Raw genomic sequence first — 17,792 nt, 5'->3', positions numbered from 1 at the left:
CTTCTCTCTGGCGCCGCGTGATGATCCGTCAGTCCGATCTTCCGAAAGTATTCCTAATGCGCCGACCGAGAACTCCGCTTCGCTCCACTCAATAGTCCGTTAGAGGATTCCTGATCGCCCAGTTGGGGCACTGAGAAGACGAAGGACATGCCGTGCCGACTTTTGACACCCGCGTTCCAGCGGTCCTTGTGCGGCTCGATCCGAACCCCTTTCACCACGGCACGCTCGGTGCCGCGCGATCCCTGGGGCGGGCAGGGGTCGCGGTCCACGCGGTGGTCGAGTCGGCGTCGAGCCCGGTGGCCCGCTCCCGCTATCTCGCCGGCGTCCACCCGCGCCCCGCCGAGACGTCCCCGGCCGCCCTCACCCGGCTGCTGCACCGGATCGCCGACACTTTCGACGAGCACGCGCCCGTCCGACCGGGGACGGGAGCGGGGAACGGAATCGGAACAGGGAACGGAACCAGGGCCGGGAACGGAATCGGAACAGGGAACGGAATCGGGGCCGGGCTCCGGTCCGGGGGCGGGCCCGGTCCCCGCCCGCTGTCCGGAGCCGACACCTCGTCACCTCCCGCGCTGCTCGTACCCCTCGACGACATCACCGCGCTCACCCTCGCCGAGTGCCGCCCCGAACTCGCCGCCCGCTTCCTGCTGCCCGACCAGTCCCCCGAGCAGCTCGCCCAGGTCGCCGACAAGGCCCAGCTCGCCGAGACCTGCCGGGCCCTTTCGCTGCCCCATCCCCGTACCGAACTCCCCACCAGCGCCGACGAGGCCGCCGCGATGGCCTGGCAGCTCGGCCTCCCCGTGGTCGCCAAGTGGAGCCGCCCCTGGCTGCTCCCGGCGGGCGGCGGGCTGCGCAGCACCTCGATCGTCGGCTCGCTCGCCGAGGTGCGCGCACTGTACGAGCGGACCCCGCAGGCGGGCAGCCGACTGCTGCTCCAGGAGTTGCTGCCCGCCGGGCGCGGCCTCGACTGGTTCTTCCACGGGTACGTCGACTCCACCGGCGGCTGCGCCACCGGCGCCACCGGGCTCAAGGAACGCTCCTGGCCGGACGGTGCCGGGCTGACCGCGGTCGGCCGCTGGACGCCGAACCCGGCGGTCGACGCACTGGCCAGGGAGCTGCTCGGGGCGCTCGGCTACCGGGGCGTGTGCGACCTCGACTTCCGCCTGGACCGGTCGACCGGCGCGTACCACCTGCTCGACTTCAACCCCCGGCCCGGCGCGCAGTTCCGGCTGTTCGCCGACCGCAACGGTCTCGACGTGGTGCGGGCCATGCACCTGGACCTCACCGGGCGGCAGGTGCCCGGGCACCTGCCCGGCTACGGGCGCCGCTTCGTCGTCGAGAACTACGCCGCCCTGTCCTACCTCTCCTCGCCGCGCCGCCGGTACGTGCCGGAGCCGGTGGTCCCGGCCGGTGCGGCGGGCGGCGGCGAGGCCGCCTGGTTCGCGGCCGACGACCTCGGGCCCGCGCTCGCGATGCTGCGGACCTGGCTCGCCCATGTGCTGCGCAAGGGGCTGCTGCGGCTGCGCGCGGTGCTGCGGGCCGGCCGGCCGCGCCGGGCGCCGGACCTGCCGCCGCCGCCCCCGGCCCGTACCCCCACCGACCGGATGAGCAAGCGGTGAGCGGACGGTGAGCGGACGGCGGACCGGCGCCGCCGCTGACCCCCCTCTCCGACGACGACCTTCCCGTAGCCGTACCCGTACCCGTACGGCTTCTTCTCGTTCTTCTGATTCCTCTCCTTCTTCAAAGGCGGAACGCACGATGCACGACCTGGTGATTGTGGGAGCGGGGCCGTACGGCCTCTCCATCGCCGCCCACGCGGCGGCGCACGGTCTCGACCTCAAGACCTTCGGGCGGACCATGGAGTGCTGGCACGCCATGCCCTCCGGGATGTTCCTGAAGTCGGAGCCGTGGGCCTCCCACCTGTCCGACCCGCGCGGGGAGTACGGGCTCGACGCCTACGCGGCCACCCGCGGGGTGACCGCCGAGCACGGCCATCCGCTGCCGGTCGGCTTCTTCGCCGCGTACGGCGACTGGTTCGCCCGGCAGGCGGTGCCCGCGCTCGACCCGCGCCTGGTGACCCGGGTGGCGCCGGACCCGGACGGCGGTTTCACGGTGACGGCGGAGGACGGCGAGACGGTCCGCGCCCGGACGGTCGCGCTCGCGGTCGGGGTGCTGCCGTTCCTGGAGATCCCGGGCCCGCTGCGGGGGCTGCCGCGCCGTCAGGTCACCCACTCCAGCCACCACGGCGAGCTCGACGGCTTCGCCGGGCAGGACGTGACCGTGATCGGCGCCGGACAGGCGGCCCTGGAGACCGCGGCCATCCTCGCCGAGCAGGGCGCGTCGGTGCGGATCCTGGCCCGTTCCGACCGGCTGAACTGGAACACCGTGCCGCCCGCGCTGCACCGCGGCGCCTGGCGGACGCTGCGCGCGCCGCACACCGGGCTCGGCTGCGGCTGGCAGAACAAGCTGTACGCGGACACCCCGGGCATCTTCCGACGGTTGCCCGCCACCACCCGGGAGCGGATCTTCGACTCGGCGCTCGGCCCGGCCGGTGCCTGGTGGCTGCGCGAGCGGTTCGGGAAGGTGGATGACGTGCGGCTCGGGCAGCGGGTCAGCGGGGCCACGGTGACCGCCGACGACCGGCTGCGGCTCGACGTGACGTGCTCCGACGGCACGACCGGGGTGGTGGAGACCGACCATGTCATCGCGGCCACCGGCTTCGTGCCGAGCCTGGACCGGGCGGACGTGCTCGCGCCCGAACTCCGCGACGGGCTGCGCCGGGTGGGCGCGGGCGGGGCGCCGGAGGTGGGCGGCCTCTTCGAGTCCTCGTGGCCGGGCCTGTTCCTCGCGGGCCTGCTGACGGCGCCGTCGTACGGGCCGTCGATGCGGTTCGTGTTCGGCGCGGGCTACACGGCGGGGCGCCTGGTGAAGGGGGTGCGGCAGCGGCTGCGGACCCCGGGCGGTGCCGGTGGCGGGGCGGTGACCAGGCCGCGTACGGGCGAGGAGCGGGTGACGGCGGCGACCACGCCCTGAGGGTGACGGGAGCGGGGCCGGTCCCGGGGAGCGTGCTTCCCGGGACCGGCCCCTTCACCTGAGCGAGGTGTCGACGGGGGAACGTCAGACGTTGACGCAGGTGTTGAACGCGGCCGGGTTCGCGATGCCGATCACGTTCACGCTGTTGCCGCAGAAGTTGATCGGGATGTGGATCGGGGCCTGCACGACGTTGCCGGACAGGACGCCCGGGGAGCCGATGGCCGCGCCCTCGGCGTGCGAGTCAGCCATCGCCGGAGCGGCGGCACCCAGGGCCATGAGCAGACCGGCGACGGCGACCGCAGCCTTCTTGCACTTCATTTCGTCTGGATCCTTTCTACGCGGAAGAGAATTCACGGCTTTCGTGATGCGCGGACGCGTACGCGCCCCCGACTTCCGCTGCACGGTTCACAACGACCCCGGCACGGAAAGGAAACCGCCCGATGGTGCGAACGGCGGCGTTCACCCCATTGCCATGACTCGTACCGGTGAATCCCGCGGAGTCGGGAGGCCGAATCGGGAGGCCGAATCGGGAGGCGGAACCGGGAGGACGGGAAGACCCGGCGTCACGGCGGCGACCGTGGCCGGAAATCAGCGCGGCCAGATGGGCATCCTGGTCAGCCGCTCCCACTCCCGGTCGGGCACGCCGGGCACCGCCCGGCCCGCCTGGATCCACTGCCGGGCGAGGGACGCGTAGAGGGGGAAGGGTTCTCGGTCGGGTGGTGGCGGGTCCGCCACATAACGGCTCTTCGGAATGAAGGCCATGCGCTCCCATTTCCCTGGATCGGGGGCCATTTTCGCTCCTTCCGCTGAGGTTCCGGCATCATGGCACAGCCCTCGCAAGAGGGTGATTCGACCTGTCCATGTCGCGTCGCGTACCTGTGTACGAGATCATCCGATCTACGGTGCGGGCATGAAATTCCCCCGACCCGGTCCCGGAAACCCCGGGCGCCCTCGTGGCCGAAAACTGCTGTTGTCCTCCGTCGCCCTGCTCACCCTGGCGCCCGGCGCGGTCGCCGCGGCACCCGCCCTCATGGGATCGGCACCCGCCCTCATGGGATCGGCGGCCGCGCTGCTGCCGTCGGCGCTGCCGTCACCGGCCAAGGGGCTCACGATCCTGCTCGTGGGGGTCGACAGCCGGGCCGGGATCACGAAGCACGAGAAGAAGGCGTACCGCCTCGGCGGCCAGGCGTGCGGCTGCACCGACGTGATGATGCTGGTGCACGTCTCGGCGAAGAACGACCGGGTCAGTGTGGTGAGCATGCCGCGTGACTCGCTCGCCGAGTTCCCCGACAGCCACCGTGACGCCCTGACCGGCGAGGAGCACGAGGCCCATCCGGCGAAGCTGAACAGCGCGTGGGCGGAGGGCGGCCCGACGTTCGCGATGAAGACGATCGAGCGGATGACGAAGGTCAAGATCGACCGCTATCTGGAGGTCGACTTCCGGCACTTCATGGACAGCGTCAACCAGGTGAAGAAGGGCGTGCCGGTCTGCACCAAGGAGCCCCTGAAGGACCCGTACACCGGGTTCGAACTCGCCCCCGGCACCAAGCGGGTCAACGGCGGGCGGGCGCTGCAGTACGTGCGCTCCCGGCACGACGGCAAGATGGACTTCGGGCGGATCCAGAAGCAGCAGAAGTTCATGAGCAACGTCCACCAGGAGCTGCGCGGCGGCGGGGTGTTCAAGAACCCGGCGAAGCTGAAGGCGTTCGTGTCGGCGCTGCGCGGGACGACGGCGGCGGACCGGGCGCTGAGCGTGACCGATCTGATCACCCTGGCGGGACGGCTGCGGAACCTCACCCCGGCGCAGACGCAGCTCGCCACCGTGCCGATCGCCGGGTTCAACCCGAACATCGCGGGTGTCGGCTCCACCGTGGGCTGGGACGAGGAGCAGGCAGCCGAGGTGTTCGGGGCGATGCGCGCGGACCGGCCGCTGCCGAAGGCGCGGCCGAAGCCGACGAGCCACATCCCGCAGGGCCTCGGCGACTACAAGCCGATGAAGGGCTCGGCGCTGCTCTGCGGCTGAGCCGTACCGCGTGCCGTACCGCGTGCCGTCCCGCGTGCCGTACGGGGGCGGGCCGGGGACCTGGACCCCGGCCCGCCCCTCGCCGTCTCAGCGGCCGAGCTTGCGGGCGAGCAGCTCGGGGTCGGTCGTCGGCGCGTCGCACACGAAGTGCCGGCAGACGTAGGCGGTGGCCAGGCCGTCGACCAGGGGCCGGTCCGTGAGCAGCGGGAACTCCTCGCCGTCGGGGAGGCCGGTGGCGACGACGGCGCCGGGTGCCGCCGCGCGCAGCGCGGTGCGGCGCAGCTCGCGGAAGCCCTCGTCGTCGGGCGCGCCGACCACGGCGATCTCGCGCGGTCCGTCGCGCAGTGCCTCGGCGACGGCCAGGCCCCAGCCGATGAACCGGGGTGCGCGCGGCCCGAGCGCCTTGACCACGCCGAGCGCCCGCTCGGCGGCGGCGCGGTGCGGCTCGGAACCGGTGTGCGCCGCGTAGCCGAGCAGCGCGCCCGCGGCGGCGGTCCAGCCGGACGGGGTGGCGCTGTCGGTGGGGTCCTGCGGGCGCCGGATGAGCTGTTCGGCGTCGTGCGCGGTGTCGTAGAGGGCGCCGCCCTCGGCGGTGAACTGGTCGAGGACGATGTCGAGCAGGAACCCGGCGAACTCCAGCCAGACGCCTTCGCCGGTGACGGCGGCGAGGGCGAGGAAGCCCTCGGCGACGTCGGCGTAGTCCTCCAGGACTCCGGCGTTGGGGCCCGGGTGGCCGTCCTTGGAGGTACGGACGAGCCGGGCGCCCTCGCCGAGGTGGAGCCGGACCAGCAGGTCGGCGGCCTCGGTGGCCCGCTCGACCAGGTCGGGGCGGTCGAGCAGGGCGCCGGTCTCGGCGAGCGCGGCGATGGCGAGCCCGTTCCAGGCGGCGACGACCTTGTCGTCCCGGCCGGGGCGCGGGCGCTCGTCGCGGGCGGCGAGCAGCCGGTCCCGGATGCCCGCGATCCGCCCGGCGTCGGCGAGCGCGCCGCCCTCGGGGTCCTGCGGGAGCTGGAGCACGGAGGAGCCGTGCTCGAAGGTGCCCTCGGCGGTGACGCCGAAGTGGCGTGCGGCGTACCCGGCGTCGGCCTCGCCGAGGACGGCGGTGAGCTGCTCGGGGGTCCACACGTAGTAGGCGCCCTCGATGTGCTTGCCGCTGCCGTCGTCGCTGTCGGCGTCGAGCGCGGAGGCGAACCCGCCCTCGGGGGTGCGCAGTTCGCGGACCATGAAGTCGGCGGTCTCCAGGGCGACCCGCCGGGCCGGCTCGCTTCCGGTGGCCCGCCACAGGTGCGCGTACACGCGGCAGAGCAGCGCGTTGTCGTACAGCATCTTCTCGAAGTGCGGCACGACCCAGGACCGGTCGACGGCGTAGCGGGCGAAGCCGCCGCCGAGCTGGTCGTAGATGCCGCCGCGGGCCATCGCCTCGCAGGTGTCGGCGGCCATCTGCAGGGCGCCCTCGGAGCCGGTGCGGGCGTGGTGGCGGAGCAGGAACTCCAGCACCATGGACGGCGGGAACTTGGGCGCGCCGCCGAAGCCGCCGTCCTTGACGTCGTACTCCCGGGTGAGCCCGAGCAGCGCCTGCGCCAGCTCCTCGTCCCCCGGCACCCCGTCGCCGCCGTAGGCGAGCGACCGCGCGGCGAGGTCCTTGACGATCCGCCCGGCGACCTCCCCGACCTCGTCGCGCCGCTCGTGCCAGGCCCGCGACACCCCGTCGAGCACCTCGGAGAACCCCGGCATCCCGTGCCGCGCCTCCGGCGGGAAGTAGGTCCCGAAGTAGAACGGCTCGGCGTCCGGCGTCAGGAACACGGTCATGGGCCACCCGCCCTGCCCGGTCGCCGCCTGCACGGCTTCCATGTAGACGGCGTCGACGTCGGGCCGCTCCTCGCGGTCGACCTTGACGGCCACGAACCCGTCGTTGACGAGCGCGGCGGTGGCCTCGTCCTCGAAGGACTCGTGGGCCATCACATGACACCAGTGACAGGAGGAATACCCGACCGACAGAAGCACGGGCACATCCCGCCGCCGCGCCTCCTCGAACGCTTCCGGGCCCCAGGGCCACCAGTCGACCGGGTTGTCCGCGTGCTGGAGGAGATAGGGCGACTGCTCGCCGGCCAGTCGGTTCATACGGCCCAGCCTCTCACAGGGCCCCGGCCGCACCGGTGGAACCTTCACCGGCGCCGCTCCGCGTCGGGCCGGGCGGGCCCGATGCCTCGGAACAGTAGGCCCGCCTCCTGGCCAACGCGCTGGACGCGGCCGCAGGCCCGGACTGGCACGCGGGCACCGGCTTCGACGTTCGCCTGCAGGACGTTCCGCTCACCAACCGCCGCCCGGACGTCATCGCCTACCGGGCGGAGACCATCGACCTCACACCCACCCGCCCCGAGTGCGCCCTCCCACCAAGCCAACTCGTCAGGTGCGTGATGGTGCACGCATGGACGACATCAGCAGTACGGCCAGCTGATCCCTTGCCCCCCCCTGATGGCACGCAAACCTTCGACGGGAACCCGACCCGCAGCGGCATTGATCCAGCCTCCGTAAGGGGCCTCGTCCACGATCTCCCCAACCGTATGCCAGTCGGCTTGGTGCCCACAGGAGGCGCAGCGGTTGGGATTAGCCCTCGCCCGTGCTGCCACGCCAGCAGGACATCCACTCGGCGAGTTGATTCTGCCCTCCAACGGAGGATTCGGAGCTGGTGTCCCACACGGCACGCGAACCCCACAGTCATGGGCCAGGCGTCGCCCTGATCGCCGATAGCCGCTCGGATAGTGAGCGGCAGGTCTCGCTGGTCAGGACCATCGAAGCCCGCGAGTGCGCACGGTCCCCGCCATGTAATAGACCTTGTCCTACACTTAGGGCATGAAGCCGACCCGAGCCGGGACCACCGAAAACATCTCCGTGTCCATGCCCACCGAGCTGGTCAGTGAGCTTCGCTCTCGGACCGGCCGTCGCGGGCTGTCCAGCTACATCACCGAGGCTGTCAGGCACCAGCTCGCCATGGATGGGCTCGCCGAGATCGTCGCGGCCCATGAGGAGGAGCACGGCGCGCTCACGGAGCAGGAGGTCGAAGCCGCTCGTCGTGAGCTGTTCGGGGACGAGACCGCCGAGCGGGGCGCAGCGTGAAGGAGCTGCCGGCCCGCTCGCTGGTGCTCGACTCCGAGGCGCTGTCCCTGCTCCTGCGCAATGACCGCGGCATGGTGGCTCGCATCGAAGCATCCCGGCGGGTCGGGGTTCCCGTCCTCGTGTCTGCGCTGACCATTGTCGAAGCGGTACACGGGAAGACCGACCTTGCGCGCTTGAAGTGGGTGTTGTCCCGGCTGCGGGTGGAACCGGTCAGCCAGCAGGACTCCCTGACCGCGGTGGAGCTGCTTCAGGACGCAGGTGGGCTGCACGGTCACAAGTACGCGATCGACGCCCTCGTTGCCGCGCTCGCGCTCCGCGCCCCGGCCCCCGTGATCGTTCTGACCTCCGACCATGACGACTGGTCGAAGCTCTGCGGCGAGCGCGTGATCATCAAGGAGGTGTGAGCATCGCCAGCTGCTGGGTTCGCGAACTCACTGGCACCAGGGACAGGAGGAATACCCGACCGACAGAAGCGCGGCCGCTCCGCGCCTGCCGCACCTCCTCTCGTGCGATCGCCGCCAGGTGTGCCAACGCGCCCGGGGCGAGGCGGGGGGAGCAAGGGGATCATGGACGGGATGGTCGTCGTGAGCCCGAGCGCCTCGAACTAGGGCGCGGGAGGAGCACCCGGCCCCGTCAGCCGCCCTGCGGGACGAGCTTTCCGCGTTTCAGGGTGAGGATCTCGTCGCAGGCCGCCGCCACCTCCTTGGAGTGGGTCACGACGATCACGCATTTGCCGTCGTCGTGGGCGAGTTTGCGGAAGACGTCGATGATGCCGGTGGCGGTGTCGTGGTCGAGGGCGCCCGTGGGTTCGTCGGCGAAGAGGATGTCGACCTCGCAGGCGAGGGCGCGGGCGATGGCGACGCGTTGTTGCTGGCCGCCGGAGAGCTGGAGGGTGCGGCGGGTGCGGTCGGGCGGGTCGATGCCGAGGAGGTCCAGGAGGTCGTGGGCGCGCTGTTTGCGGTGGCCGCGGCCGACGCCGGTGATCTCCATGGCCGAGGTCACGTTCTGCACGGCGGTCATGTAGCTGAGCAGGTTCAGGGACTGGAACACGGTCGCCACGTGCCGGTTGCGGTAGCGGCCCAGGCCCAGGTCCGTGACGTCACGGCCCTGGAAGCGGACGCTGCCCGAGGTGGGGGTGTCCAGGCCGCTGGCCAGGGACAGCAGGGTCGTCTTGCCCGAGCCCGAGGGGCCGACGATGCCATACATCCGGCCCGACTCGAAGGCGTACGACACGGACTTGAGGACCACCCGGCGCCGGTTGCCGCCGCTGAACGTGCGGGAGACGTCGACGAGTTCGAGGACCGGGGCGGGTCGGGAGGGCGAGGCGGGCGAGGGGTCCGCGGGGGCGGACTCGGGCTCGGTCCCGTGGGGTACGGGAGGTACGGGGGGTACGGGGGGTACGGGGAGGGTCATGGTCAGTCGCCCTTCGTCAGGATGTCGCGCGGGTTGAGGCGCAGCACGCGGGCGCCGGGGATCAGGGTGGCCAGGGCCGCGATGCCGAGTCCGGTCGCGCCGACCTTGGCGATGTCGGCCGGGCCGAGGCTCACGTCGAGCGAGTCGATCGGCTGGGACTCCGCCTCGTCGTCGCCCTGCCTGGCCAGGCCGTTGGGGTCGCTGGGGTCGGGTCGCAGGTTCTCGTTCGCGGCCTGTTCGCGGGCCGAGTCGACCTCCCCCGCCAGGAGTTGGTCGCCGATGGCCTGCGACACGAACTGACTGCCCGCGCCCGCGAGCCCGATCGCGACGACGGCGCAGGCGACGATCTCGACGAGGTGCTGGCCGAGCAGCTTGGGCTTCTTCTCGCCCAGCGACAGCAGGATGCCCAGCTCGCCGCGCCGCTCCCGCAGGCCGGAGGCGACGACCAGGGCCAGGATGACCGTGCCCGCGACGGCGACCAGCCACACGGTGACCGTCGCGAAGTCCGCGGTCCTGGTGATCGGGCCGACGAGCGCCCGGTACTGCTTGTCGTTGACCGAGATCGGGAAGATCCCCAGGTCGGCGCCCGCCTTCTCGGCCGCGGCCTTGAGCGCGCCCAGGTCGTCCGGGTCGGTCAGCGTGAAGGTCGCCGACTTGAGGGTGCCGCCGCCGTCGGTGGTGCGGCCGCCGAGCAGGCTGGCGCCCTCGATGGTGGCGTACACCTGGTTGGCCGGGTCCATCATCGCGGGCACGTACTGCCCGGTGTCGGGGGTGCCGCTGCGGTAGACGCCGATGACCGTGAACTCGTGCTCCTCGGTGGGCATCCCGTTGCTCAGGTCGCCCTTCTTGAGCTTGACCTTGTCGCCGACCTTCAGCTTGTTGGCCTTGGCCACCCGCTCCTCGACGACGATCTCGTCCTTGGCGGTGTCCGGCCCGATCCCCTTGCCCGCGACGAGCTTGGAGTCGCCGTTGCGGAACGCGCCCACCTCGTCGAGCTTGCGGACGCCGTCGACCTTGAACAGGTCCGTACCGGTGGTGTCCTGCCCGGTGGGCGGCGGGACCGGCTGGTGGAGCCGGGTGGTCTTGGTCGGGAAGGCCGCTCCGTCGGCCGTGTAGTTGCAGTCGGCGACGACCGAGGCCGCGCAGATCCGGTCCACCAGGTCGCGCTTGAGGTCACCGGCCGTGCCGATGGTGCCGCCCTGCCGGCCCTCCGGCGCCCGGCCGTCGTTCTTGCCCGATGCCAGCAGCCCGTTCACGTCGAGCTGCATCGTGGCGACCGCGCCCACGCTCTTCTTGGCGCCGTCGGCCGCCCTGGCCGCCGCCGACTGGATGAGGAAGCCGGACAGCACCAGGGTGCAGATCACGAAGAACAGGCCGACCAGCATCAGGGTCCTGCCCGGGGCGCCGGTCAGCCGCCACCACGCGCGTTTGAAAAGATTCATGCCCAGCACGCTAGGCAGCGGCCGTTGTGAGGGACGTTTCACGAATGTGCCTCCCGCGCGCTCCCTCATACACGGATCAAATCCGGCATCTGATAGACGTGGGAGAGGTGAGGAGAAAGCCCAGGAATCGCGCTGACACGTCCGGTGGTGCCGGATGAAATCCAGTGCATTTCTCACTCAATTCTCAGGATCAGTGAGCGGTGGACGACGAAAGGAACGGGCTCGCGTGCGGGTGTTGGTGGTCGAGGACGAGCAGTACATGGCGCGCGTCCTGGAGATCGGACTGCGGCGCGAAGCCATCGCCGTCGACGTCGTCCATGACGGCGCCGCGGCCCTGGAGCGGCTCGCGGTGTACGACTACGACGCCGTGGTCCTCGACCGTGACCTGCCCGGGGTGCACGGCGACGAGGTGTGCCGCCGGATCGTCGACATGGGCCTGGGCTGCCGGGTCCTGATGCTCACGGCGGCGGGCCGGCTCGGCGACAAGGTGACCGGCCTCGGGCTCGGCGCCGACGACTATCTCCCGAAACCCTTCGACTTTCCCGAACTCGTCGCCCGGCTGCGCGCCCTCTACCGGCGCAGCCCCATGGCGCATTCCCCGGTCCTCACCTTTTCCGATCTCACCTTCGACACCCATCGACGACGGGTCACGCGCGGCGGCACGGACATCAGGCTCACCCCGAAGGAGATGTCCGTCCTCGAATTGCTGATGCGGGCGGAGGGCGGGGTCCTCAGCGCGGAATATCTCCTCGACAAGGCATGGGACGCGCACGCCGATCCGCTCACCAACGCCGTCCGGCTCGTCGTCCACACCCTGCGCCGCAAACTCGGCGAGCCGCAGCTCGTACACACCGCGATCAGCGCGGGCTACTACCTCGGCGCGCCCGAGCCGTCCCCCGGGCACTCCCCCGAACCCTCCCCGGAGACTCCCCCGAAGCACTCTCCACAGGACACCCCGTGAAGTGGCGGACCCGCGGCGGCCCGCACCGCCGGGCGCGCGCGCTCAGCATCCACACCCGCCTCTTCCTCGGCTTCGGCGCCGCGCTCGCCGCCTGCTCGGCGCTGATGGTGGCGATCATCTACGTCGGCATCCGCTATCTGCCGACGTACGACTTCACCGCCCCGTACGTCGTGCCCCCGGGCACGACCGCGCCGCCCGACCTCGGCGAGGCGCCGCAGGGGCGCGGCCGGACGATCGACGTGTCCGGCCTGATCCGCGACAAGGAGGACGTCTGGTCGACCGTCCTCGCCGTGTCCGTCGGCGGCGTGATCGTCGTCCTCGGCATCGGTCTCGGCGCGGGCTGGCTGCTCTCCCGGCGGCTGCTCGCCCCGCTGCACACCATCAACCGGGCGGCGGCCAAGGCGGGAGAGGGCGATCTCGCGTACCGGATCGCCGCGCGCGGCCCCGAGGACGAGCTCAAGCAGCTCGCCGACACCTTCGACACGACGCTGGAGCGCCTGGAGGAGTCGTTCGCCGCGCACCAGCGCTTCGCCGCGAACGCCTCCCACGAACTGCTCACCCCGCTCGCGACGACCCGGGCCATCCTGCAGATGGCCGAGGCCGACGGCGGGACGACCCGCGAGGAGTTCGCCGAGCTGATCCCGATGCTGCGCGAGACCAACGAGCGCAACATCGAGGTGGTACGGGCGCTGCTGCGGCTGGCGGCGGCCGAGCAGGGCGACCACGAGGCCGAGCCGGTGGACCTGGCCGCGCTCACCGAGCGGGCGGTCGCGGAGCGGGCTGACGCGGAGCGACCGGCGGAGGTCTCGGGCGGTCCGGAGGGTCCGTACGGCGTGACCATCACGCTCGCCCCCGGTAACCCCGGTACCCCCGGCTCCGGCCCCGGCTCCTGCGAGGTCGTGGGCAGCGCCACGCTGCTGCGGCAGCTCGTCGTGAACCTCCTCGACAACGCCCGGACGCACAACGTGCCGGACGGGACGGTCGAGGTACGGGTGGGACGTGAGGAGCGCGAGGAACGCAAGGGGCGCCAGGGGCGCGAGGGCGGGGAGCACCGGGCCGGACACGTGGTCGTCCTGACGGTCGCGAACACCGGCCCCGAGGTCGACCCGGCGACCGTGCACCGGCTCTTCGAGCCCTTCTACCGGGCCCGTCCCCGGGTGGCCAGCGACCGCAGCGGCCACGGCCTCGGCCTCGCCCTCGTCCGGTCCATCGCGCGCGGCCACCACGGCACGGTGACGGCGCGGGCCAGGGAAGGGGGCGGGCTGCTCGTACGGGTCGAGCTCCCGGCCCGCGAACCCATCGGCCCCACCGGCCCCGCCCACGAACCCGCCGGTCCGTCGACCGGTCCGGAAGACCGCCCGTACAGCGGGGGGTGACAAGCCCGGAGAACGGGCAGGCATACGGCGAAGCGGCCCCGCTCCTCGCACTGGCTCTGCGAGGAACGGGGCCGCTTCAGCGGAGCCGCGGAGATCAGCCGCCGACGTTGCCGTTCTGGGAGAGGACCTCGCCCAGGATGTGCGACAGCGCGTCGTCACCCTTCTGCTGCACGGAGTTCTGGGTGCAGGTCTGGTTCGACATCGGGTTGCCGAGGACGTCCTGGATGGCGACCGGGACGGCGATGACGCCGACCGGAACCTGCGCCTGGATCTTCTGGATGTCGAAGCAGTGCAGGACGCCACCGTTGATGAGGCCGAAGTTCGGGCTCATGTAACCACCGGTGGAGTTGCTGCCGATGGACTGCTTCGACTGGTTGCCGATGATGTTGGCGCTGCCGCCATCGTTGCCGGCCGCCATCGCCGTGGTCGCGGACATGCCGGCGACGGTGGCCGCAACAGCAGCGGTAGCAAGAACCTTCTTGATCACGAGTCTTCCTTCTTGAGCTCGGTGGCCCGGAACTGCTCCGTTGTCCGAAGCGCCCTGATCAACTGCCCGGGGAAGGATTGGTTCCGGCGCATCACCCGGACGCGGTATTCGGCACATGAACGCCATCGGACGCGAGGTCGACGGTCTGCCGTTCGGTCAGCCGGGGTACGGGGTACGGGGCTTGGGAACTGCGGCACCGTCGCCGCGGTCCTTCACAGCGGCCCCGCGCGCGGGCCGGGGTCCCGCAGGAATCCGGGGCCCGACTGTTCGAGCCCTGAGCGATTCCGCCGCAGGACACGCGGCGGGGCCGGGTCAGGGGACACGGCACGTCGACCGGAGGGGGACGCGGATGCGGAACAGCCATCGGGCCGAGGCCGAGGGGCTGCTGGCCCTGGCCGTGGACGAGGAGGTACGGCGCTCCGGCGGCAGCGACGCCGACCGGGTGGAGCTGCTCGCCCGGGGCGCGGCGGCGCTGGACGCGCTCGCGGAGGAGGCCGCGGAGGAGTACGCGGTGTACCTGGTCGCGGTGGAGGCGCGGGAGGCCGCCGAGGCGGAAGGGGCAGTGGGGGCGGCGGATCCGGCCGGGCCTGTTCCCCCGCCGGGTACGGACCCTGCTCCCGGCGGGCCCGGGGCCGGTGCCGCCGCGCCGCGCGGCCTCGCGACCGTGGCGACGCCCGCCGTGGTGACGGCCGTCGCCACGGTCGCGGCGGTCGGCGGCGACCTCGTCCTCGGTACGGCGACGGGCACCGCGCTCGGCGCGGGCGCCGTGGTCGCGGTGGCGGGCGCGGCGGCCACCGTCCTGCGCACCGGCGCGGAGCGGCGGGCCGCCGCACGGCGCACGCCCCCGCACGGGACGGGGACGACCGGGAGCACAGGGACGGCCGGGACGGCCGGGGCGACCGGGGCGGGCGGGGCGGGCGGGATCGCCGAGGCCATCGGCGCGCAGGGTCTTGAGCAGTTGCGGCAGAACTGGCTGGACGCCGTCGAGGTACGGGGCGTGCGCCCCTTTCTGGAGCGCCAGCGGGTACCGGCGGCGGCCGGGGACGGGGCGGTGGACGGCGGCGGGAACGGGGCCAGGAACGGCAAGGGGAAGGGGAACGGGAAGGGGTCCGGGAAGGGGTCCGGCGCCATGGCCGGGGACCGGGACCGGGTCGCGTCCGGGGCCGAGGCCCGGACACCCGCCACGGTCCCCGGCGCGCCCACCCCCGCCCGTACGCCCACCTCACCCCGTACCCCCGGATCGGGCCGGTCCGTCACCCCTCCCGCGCAGAAGGTCGTCGACCGGCTGCGCGGCGGCTCCGATCGGAGTGCGGCGGCGCGGCGGCGGGCCGTGCTTGAGCAGTCCTTCGGGCAGTTGCCGGAGCTGACCGGGACGTTCGCGGGGCGGCGGGCCGAGTTGGGGCGGATCGTCCGGTGGGTGCAGGCCGGGCGGGCGGCGCCGACGACGCGGCCGACCGTGGTGATGCTGCCGGGCGCGCCGGGCTCCGGCCGTACGGCGCTCGCGGTGCGGGCTGCGCACGCGCTGCGGGACCAGTTCCGGGGCGCGTGCGTGGTGGACCTGCGCGGCGGCGCGACCCGGGGGCAGCAGCCGCTGAGCACCCGGGAGGCGCTGCTGCATCTGCTGAACCGTTTGGGCGCGCCGCGCGAGCAGTTGCTGTTCCGTGAGCGGTCCTCGCCGGAGCAGCAGGTCCGCAGGCTCGCCGAGCTGTACCACCAGCAGCTGACCGGGCTCGCGGTGACGGTGATCCTGGACGACGCGGTCGATCCGGCGCAGGTGCGGACGCTGCTGCCGGCGCGGTCCGACAGCCTGGTCCTGGTGACCTGCCGGGAGCCGCTGGACCTCGGTGACGACGTGCCCGCCTCGGTGCACGTGCTGCCGGTGAGCGCGCTCGACGCGGCGGCGGCCGAGGATCTGCTCGGCGGCGGTTCGCGGGAGCCGTACGACGCGGAGGGGCTGGCGAGGGCCGGGGAGCTGTGCGGCGGGCTGCCGCTGGCGCTGCGTACGGCGGGCGCGCTCCTTCAGGGGCGGCCGGCGGACGAGGTGGCGGGGCTGCTCGCGGCGGCCGGTCCGGAGGCGGGGCCGGTGGAGCGGGCGTTGGCGGCGGCGTACGCGACCGGGCTCGACGACGACGGGCGGCGGCTGCTGCGGCGGCTTCCGCTGGCCGGGCGGGCGTCGCTGGGAGCGGCGGCCGCGGCGGCGCTGCTGGGCGGCGGTCCGGCGGAGGGGGCGCGGCTGCTCGCGGAGCTGGCCGGGGCGGGGCTGCTCGACCATGTGCGGGGCAAGCGCTACCGGGTGCACGACGCGGTGCGCGGGTTCGCGGCGGCGCGGCTCGTCGAGGAGGAGGACCAGGCGGAGATCGCGGCGGCGCAGGAGCGGCTGATCCGCAACTACGCGGAGCTGGCGGACGCGGTGATCCGGATGGTCGACGGCCGGATGTCGACCCGGGTCAACCGGGCGGCCCGGTTCGACGGGGACGGGTTCGGGTCTCTGGAGGCGGCGCTGCGCTGGCTGGACGACGAGTCCAGCTTCATCACGGCGACGCTGCGGCACACCGAGGGCGTGGACCAGCAGACGGTCCTGGATCTGCTCGGCGCGCTGTGCGACCACTGTCTGCTGCGGGGCGATCTGTACCGGCTGGGTGAGATCAACGAGCTGGCCGAGGCGGTGGGGCAGGGGCAGTTGTCGCGTTCGGTGCAGTGGCGTACGGGTATCGCGGCGCGGCAGCTGGGCGAGCTGGACAAGGCGCGGTCGACGCTGACGTCGGTGGTCTCGCTCTATCAGGAGGCGCACCAGGACGCGGGGGCGGCGCTGGCGCTGTGCTCGCTCGGGATCACGCTGCACCATCAGGGCGATCTGCCGGGGGCGGCGGCCCGGCTGCGGGAGGCGCTGGCGTTGCAGGCGCCGGAGTCGCTGGCGGCCGACCGGGGCTGGACGCTGCACGCGCTGGCGGCGGTGGAGCGGGACCGGGCGCGGCTCACGGAGGCGGTGGCGCTGCTGGGGTCGGCGCTCGCGCTGCACCGGGAGCACGAGTCGCTGCACGGCGAGGCGTGGTCGCATTTCCAGCTGGGCCAGGTGTGGCTGCGCCGTGGCGACACCGGGCGGGCGGCGGCGGAGCTGCGGCTGGCGCTCGATCTGTACGGCAGGACCCATGACGGGCGCGGCGAGGCGTGGGCGCTGACCCAGCTGGCCAGGACCCGGTTGATGGCGGGGGACGCGGAGGGGGCGGTGGAGGGGCTGCGGCAGGCGCTGGCCCGGCACCGGGAGCAGGAGGACGCGCGGGGCGAGGCGTGGACGCTGTACTACCTGGGGCTCGCCCTTGAGGAGCGCGGCGACCGGGATCCGGCGGTGCGGGAGCTGGAGCGGGCGCGGTCGATGTTCTCGCGGATGCGGGACGTGTACGGCCTGGCGTGCGCCCGCCACCATTCCGGCCGGGTCACCCGCGACCAGCGGGCGGCGGCCACCGGGAATCTGCGCAACTCGGGCTTCGCCCGGCAGCTCCTGACGGACGCGCGGGCGGACTTCCGCCGGATCGGTGTGCCGCACGGCGAGGCGTGGGCGTGTCTGGAGCTGGCGGTGGTCGACGCGGGCAACGGCCGCACCGCGCAGGCGGTCCGGCTGTGCGAGGAGTCGGCCCGGCTGTTCCTGTCGTACGGCGACCGCAGGGGCGCCGACTGGGCCCGCTTCCTGCGCGCCACGTTGCTCCCCGACCCGGCGGAGGCCCGCGCCGAACTGACGGCCCTCACCGCGGACCGCCACCCGACCCGCGACCCCCGCCTGGAGGACTGCGCGGAGGCGTACGCCCTGGTCCTGGACCGCACCCCGACCCCACCGACCCCGGAGACCGGCTGGCCGGCCTGGGACCTGGGGATGCTGCCGGGGCTGCAGGCGCGGGAGGTGATGGGGGTGGAGCTGGCCTGACCGGCGGCGCCGGTACGGGGG

Annotated in this window: 14 protein-coding genes and 1 pseudogene; 9 read left to right on the top strand and 6 right to left on the bottom strand. The window is 73.0% G+C overall.

The window, feature by feature from the left end:
- Positions 1-152: 152 nt before the first annotated feature.
- Both ACIPXM_RS04090 and ACIPXM_RS04085 read left to right on the top strand, forming a co-directional pair.
- A complete protein-coding gene (locus ACIPXM_RS04090) occupies positions 153-1,619 on the top strand; it encodes an ATP-grasp domain-containing protein (RefSeq protein ID WP_401651677.1) in 1,467 nt (488 codons plus the stop codon).
- A 139-nt stretch (positions 1,620-1,758) separates the two neighbouring features.
- Positions 1,759-3,033, top strand: a complete 1,275-nt coding sequence (locus tag ACIPXM_RS04085; protein WP_401651675.1) for an FAD-dependent oxidoreductase — start codon at positions 1,759-1,761, stop codon at positions 3,031-3,033.
- An 84-nt stretch (positions 3,034-3,117) separates the two neighbouring features.
- Here the strand turns inward: ACIPXM_RS04085 and ACIPXM_RS04080 are convergent, their stop codons facing one another.
- Together ACIPXM_RS04080 and ACIPXM_RS04075 are read right to left on the bottom strand one after the other, a co-directional pair.
- Positions 3,118-3,351 (bottom strand): chaplin, encoded by a 234-nt coding sequence (locus ACIPXM_RS04080; protein WP_401651673.1) that lies wholly within the window; start codon positions 3,349-3,351, stop codon positions 3,118-3,120.
- A gap of 270 nt (positions 3,352-3,621) precedes the next feature.
- Positions 3,622-3,795: a hypothetical protein gene (locus ACIPXM_RS04075; protein WP_401651671.1), complete on the bottom strand. Its 174-nt coding sequence runs from the start codon at positions 3,793-3,795 to the stop codon at positions 3,622-3,624.
- Between the two features lie 208 nt (positions 3,796-4,003).
- Here ACIPXM_RS04075 and ACIPXM_RS04070 point away from each other — a divergent pair, with 208 nt between their 5' ends.
- Positions 4,004-5,056, top strand: coding sequence for an LCP family protein (locus ACIPXM_RS04070; protein ID WP_401651670.1), 1,053 nt, complete (start codon positions 4,004-4,006; stop codon positions 5,054-5,056).
- Between the two features lie 87 nt (positions 5,057-5,143).
- Here ACIPXM_RS04070 and ACIPXM_RS04065 read toward each other — a convergent pair whose 3' ends face one another.
- The gene (locus ACIPXM_RS04065; RefSeq protein WP_401651668.1) at positions 5,144-7,177 is read right to left on the bottom strand and encodes a thioredoxin domain-containing protein; all 2,034 of its coding nucleotides are present in this window, start codon (positions 7,175-7,177) and stop codon (positions 5,144-5,146) included.
- Positions 7,178-7,275: 98 nt separating this feature from the next.
- Here ACIPXM_RS04065 and ACIPXM_RS04060 point away from each other — a divergent pair.
- From ACIPXM_RS04060 to ACIPXM_RS04050, 3 genes and pseudogenes are all read left to right on the top strand, one after another.
- Positions 7,276-7,446, top strand: a pseudogene (locus tag ACIPXM_RS04060) (Uma2 family endonuclease); the annotation flags it as partial.
- Positions 7,447-7,909: 463 nt separating this feature from the next.
- Positions 7,910-8,173 carry a hypothetical protein gene (locus tag ACIPXM_RS04055; RefSeq protein ID WP_401651666.1) on the top strand — a complete coding sequence of 88 codons (264 nt, stop codon included), beginning with the start codon at positions 7,910-7,912 and terminating at the stop codon, positions 8,171-8,173.
- Positions 8,170-8,577: a PIN domain-containing protein gene (locus ACIPXM_RS04050; RefSeq protein WP_401651664.1), complete on the top strand. Its 408-nt coding sequence runs from the start codon at positions 8,170-8,172 to the stop codon at positions 8,575-8,577. Before ACIPXM_RS04055 ends, ACIPXM_RS04050 begins: the two co-directional genes overlap by 4 nt.
- Positions 8,578-8,806: 229 nt before the next feature.
- Here ACIPXM_RS04050 and ACIPXM_RS04045 read toward each other — a convergent pair whose 3' ends face one another.
- Positions 8,807-9,586, bottom strand: a complete 780-nt coding sequence (locus ACIPXM_RS04045) for an ABC transporter ATP-binding protein (RefSeq protein WP_401651662.1) — start codon at positions 9,584-9,586, stop codon at positions 8,807-8,809.
- Between the two features lie 2 nt (positions 9,587-9,588).
- On the bottom strand, positions 9,589-11,028 hold the full coding sequence (locus ACIPXM_RS04040; protein WP_401651660.1) for an ABC transporter permease: 1,440 nt from the start codon (positions 11,026-11,028) through the stop codon (positions 9,589-9,591).
- Between the two features lie 226 nt (positions 11,029-11,254).
- On the opposite strand from ACIPXM_RS04040, the gene ACIPXM_RS04035 reads away from it, so the two are divergent.
- Both ACIPXM_RS04035 and ACIPXM_RS04030 read left to right on the top strand, forming a co-directional pair.
- Positions 11,255-11,989 (top strand): response regulator transcription factor, encoded by a 735-nt coding sequence (locus tag ACIPXM_RS04035; RefSeq protein WP_401651658.1) that lies wholly within the window; start codon positions 11,255-11,257, stop codon positions 11,987-11,989.
- On the top strand, positions 11,986-13,365 hold the full coding sequence (locus ACIPXM_RS04030; protein ID WP_401651656.1) for a sensor histidine kinase: 1,380 nt from the start codon (positions 11,986-11,988) through the stop codon (positions 13,363-13,365). The genes ACIPXM_RS04035 and ACIPXM_RS04030 overlap by 4 nt, the downstream gene beginning before the upstream one ends.
- Positions 13,366-13,459: 94 nt before the next feature.
- Here ACIPXM_RS04030 and ACIPXM_RS04025 read toward each other — a convergent pair whose 3' ends face one another.
- Positions 13,460-13,852 carry a rodlin gene (locus ACIPXM_RS04025; RefSeq protein ID WP_401651654.1) on the bottom strand — a complete coding sequence of 131 codons (393 nt, stop codon included), beginning with the start codon at positions 13,850-13,852 and terminating at the stop codon, positions 13,460-13,462.
- A 349-nt stretch (positions 13,853-14,201) separates the two neighbouring features.
- Between ACIPXM_RS04025 and ACIPXM_RS04020 the strand changes: the two genes are divergently transcribed.
- Positions 14,202-17,771, top strand: coding sequence for a tetratricopeptide repeat protein (locus tag ACIPXM_RS04020; RefSeq protein ID WP_401651652.1), 3,570 nt, complete (start codon positions 14,202-14,204; stop codon positions 17,769-17,771).
- Positions 17,772-17,792: the final 21 nt, after the last annotated feature.

It is taken from the genome of Streptomyces sp. NPDC090025 (assembly GCF_044748125.1).
In the GTDB taxonomy this organism is placed as follows: Bacteria; Actinomycetota; Actinomycetes; order Streptomycetales; family Streptomycetaceae; genus Streptomyces.
This window is presented reverse-complemented; position numbering and strand designations above follow the sequence as displayed.

Excerpts from the sequence above, each read along its gene's own strand:
- ACIPXM_RS04065 (WP_401651668.1), bottom strand. The coding sequence starts at position 7,177 with ATGAACCGACTGGCCGGCGAGCAGTCGCCCTATCTCCTCCAGCACGCG.
- ACIPXM_RS04075 (WP_401651671.1), bottom strand. The coding sequence starts at position 3,795 with ATGGCCTTCATTCCGAAGAGCCGTTATGTGGCGGACCCGCCACCACCC.
- ACIPXM_RS04020 (WP_401651652.1), top strand. The coding sequence starts at position 14,202 with ATGCGGAACAGCCATCGGGCCGAGGCCGAGGGGCTGCTGGCCCTGGCC.
- ACIPXM_RS04055 (WP_401651666.1), top strand. The coding sequence starts at position 7,910 with ATGAAGCCGACCCGAGCCGGGACCACCGAAAACATCTCCGTGTCCATG.
- ACIPXM_RS04045 (WP_401651662.1), bottom strand. The coding sequence starts at position 9,586 with ATGACCCTCCCCGTACCCCCCGTACCCCCCGTACCTCCCGTACCCCAC.
- ACIPXM_RS04080 (WP_401651673.1), bottom strand. The coding sequence starts at position 3,351 with ATGAAGTGCAAGAAGGCTGCGGTCGCCGTCGCCGGTCTGCTCATGGCC.
- ACIPXM_RS04085 (WP_401651675.1), top strand. The coding sequence starts at position 1,759 with ATGCACGACCTGGTGATTGTGGGAGCGGGGCCGTACGGCCTCTCCATC.
- ACIPXM_RS04040 (WP_401651660.1), bottom strand. The coding sequence starts at position 11,028 with ATGAATCTTTTCAAACGCGCGTGGTGGCGGCTGACCGGCGCCCCGGGC.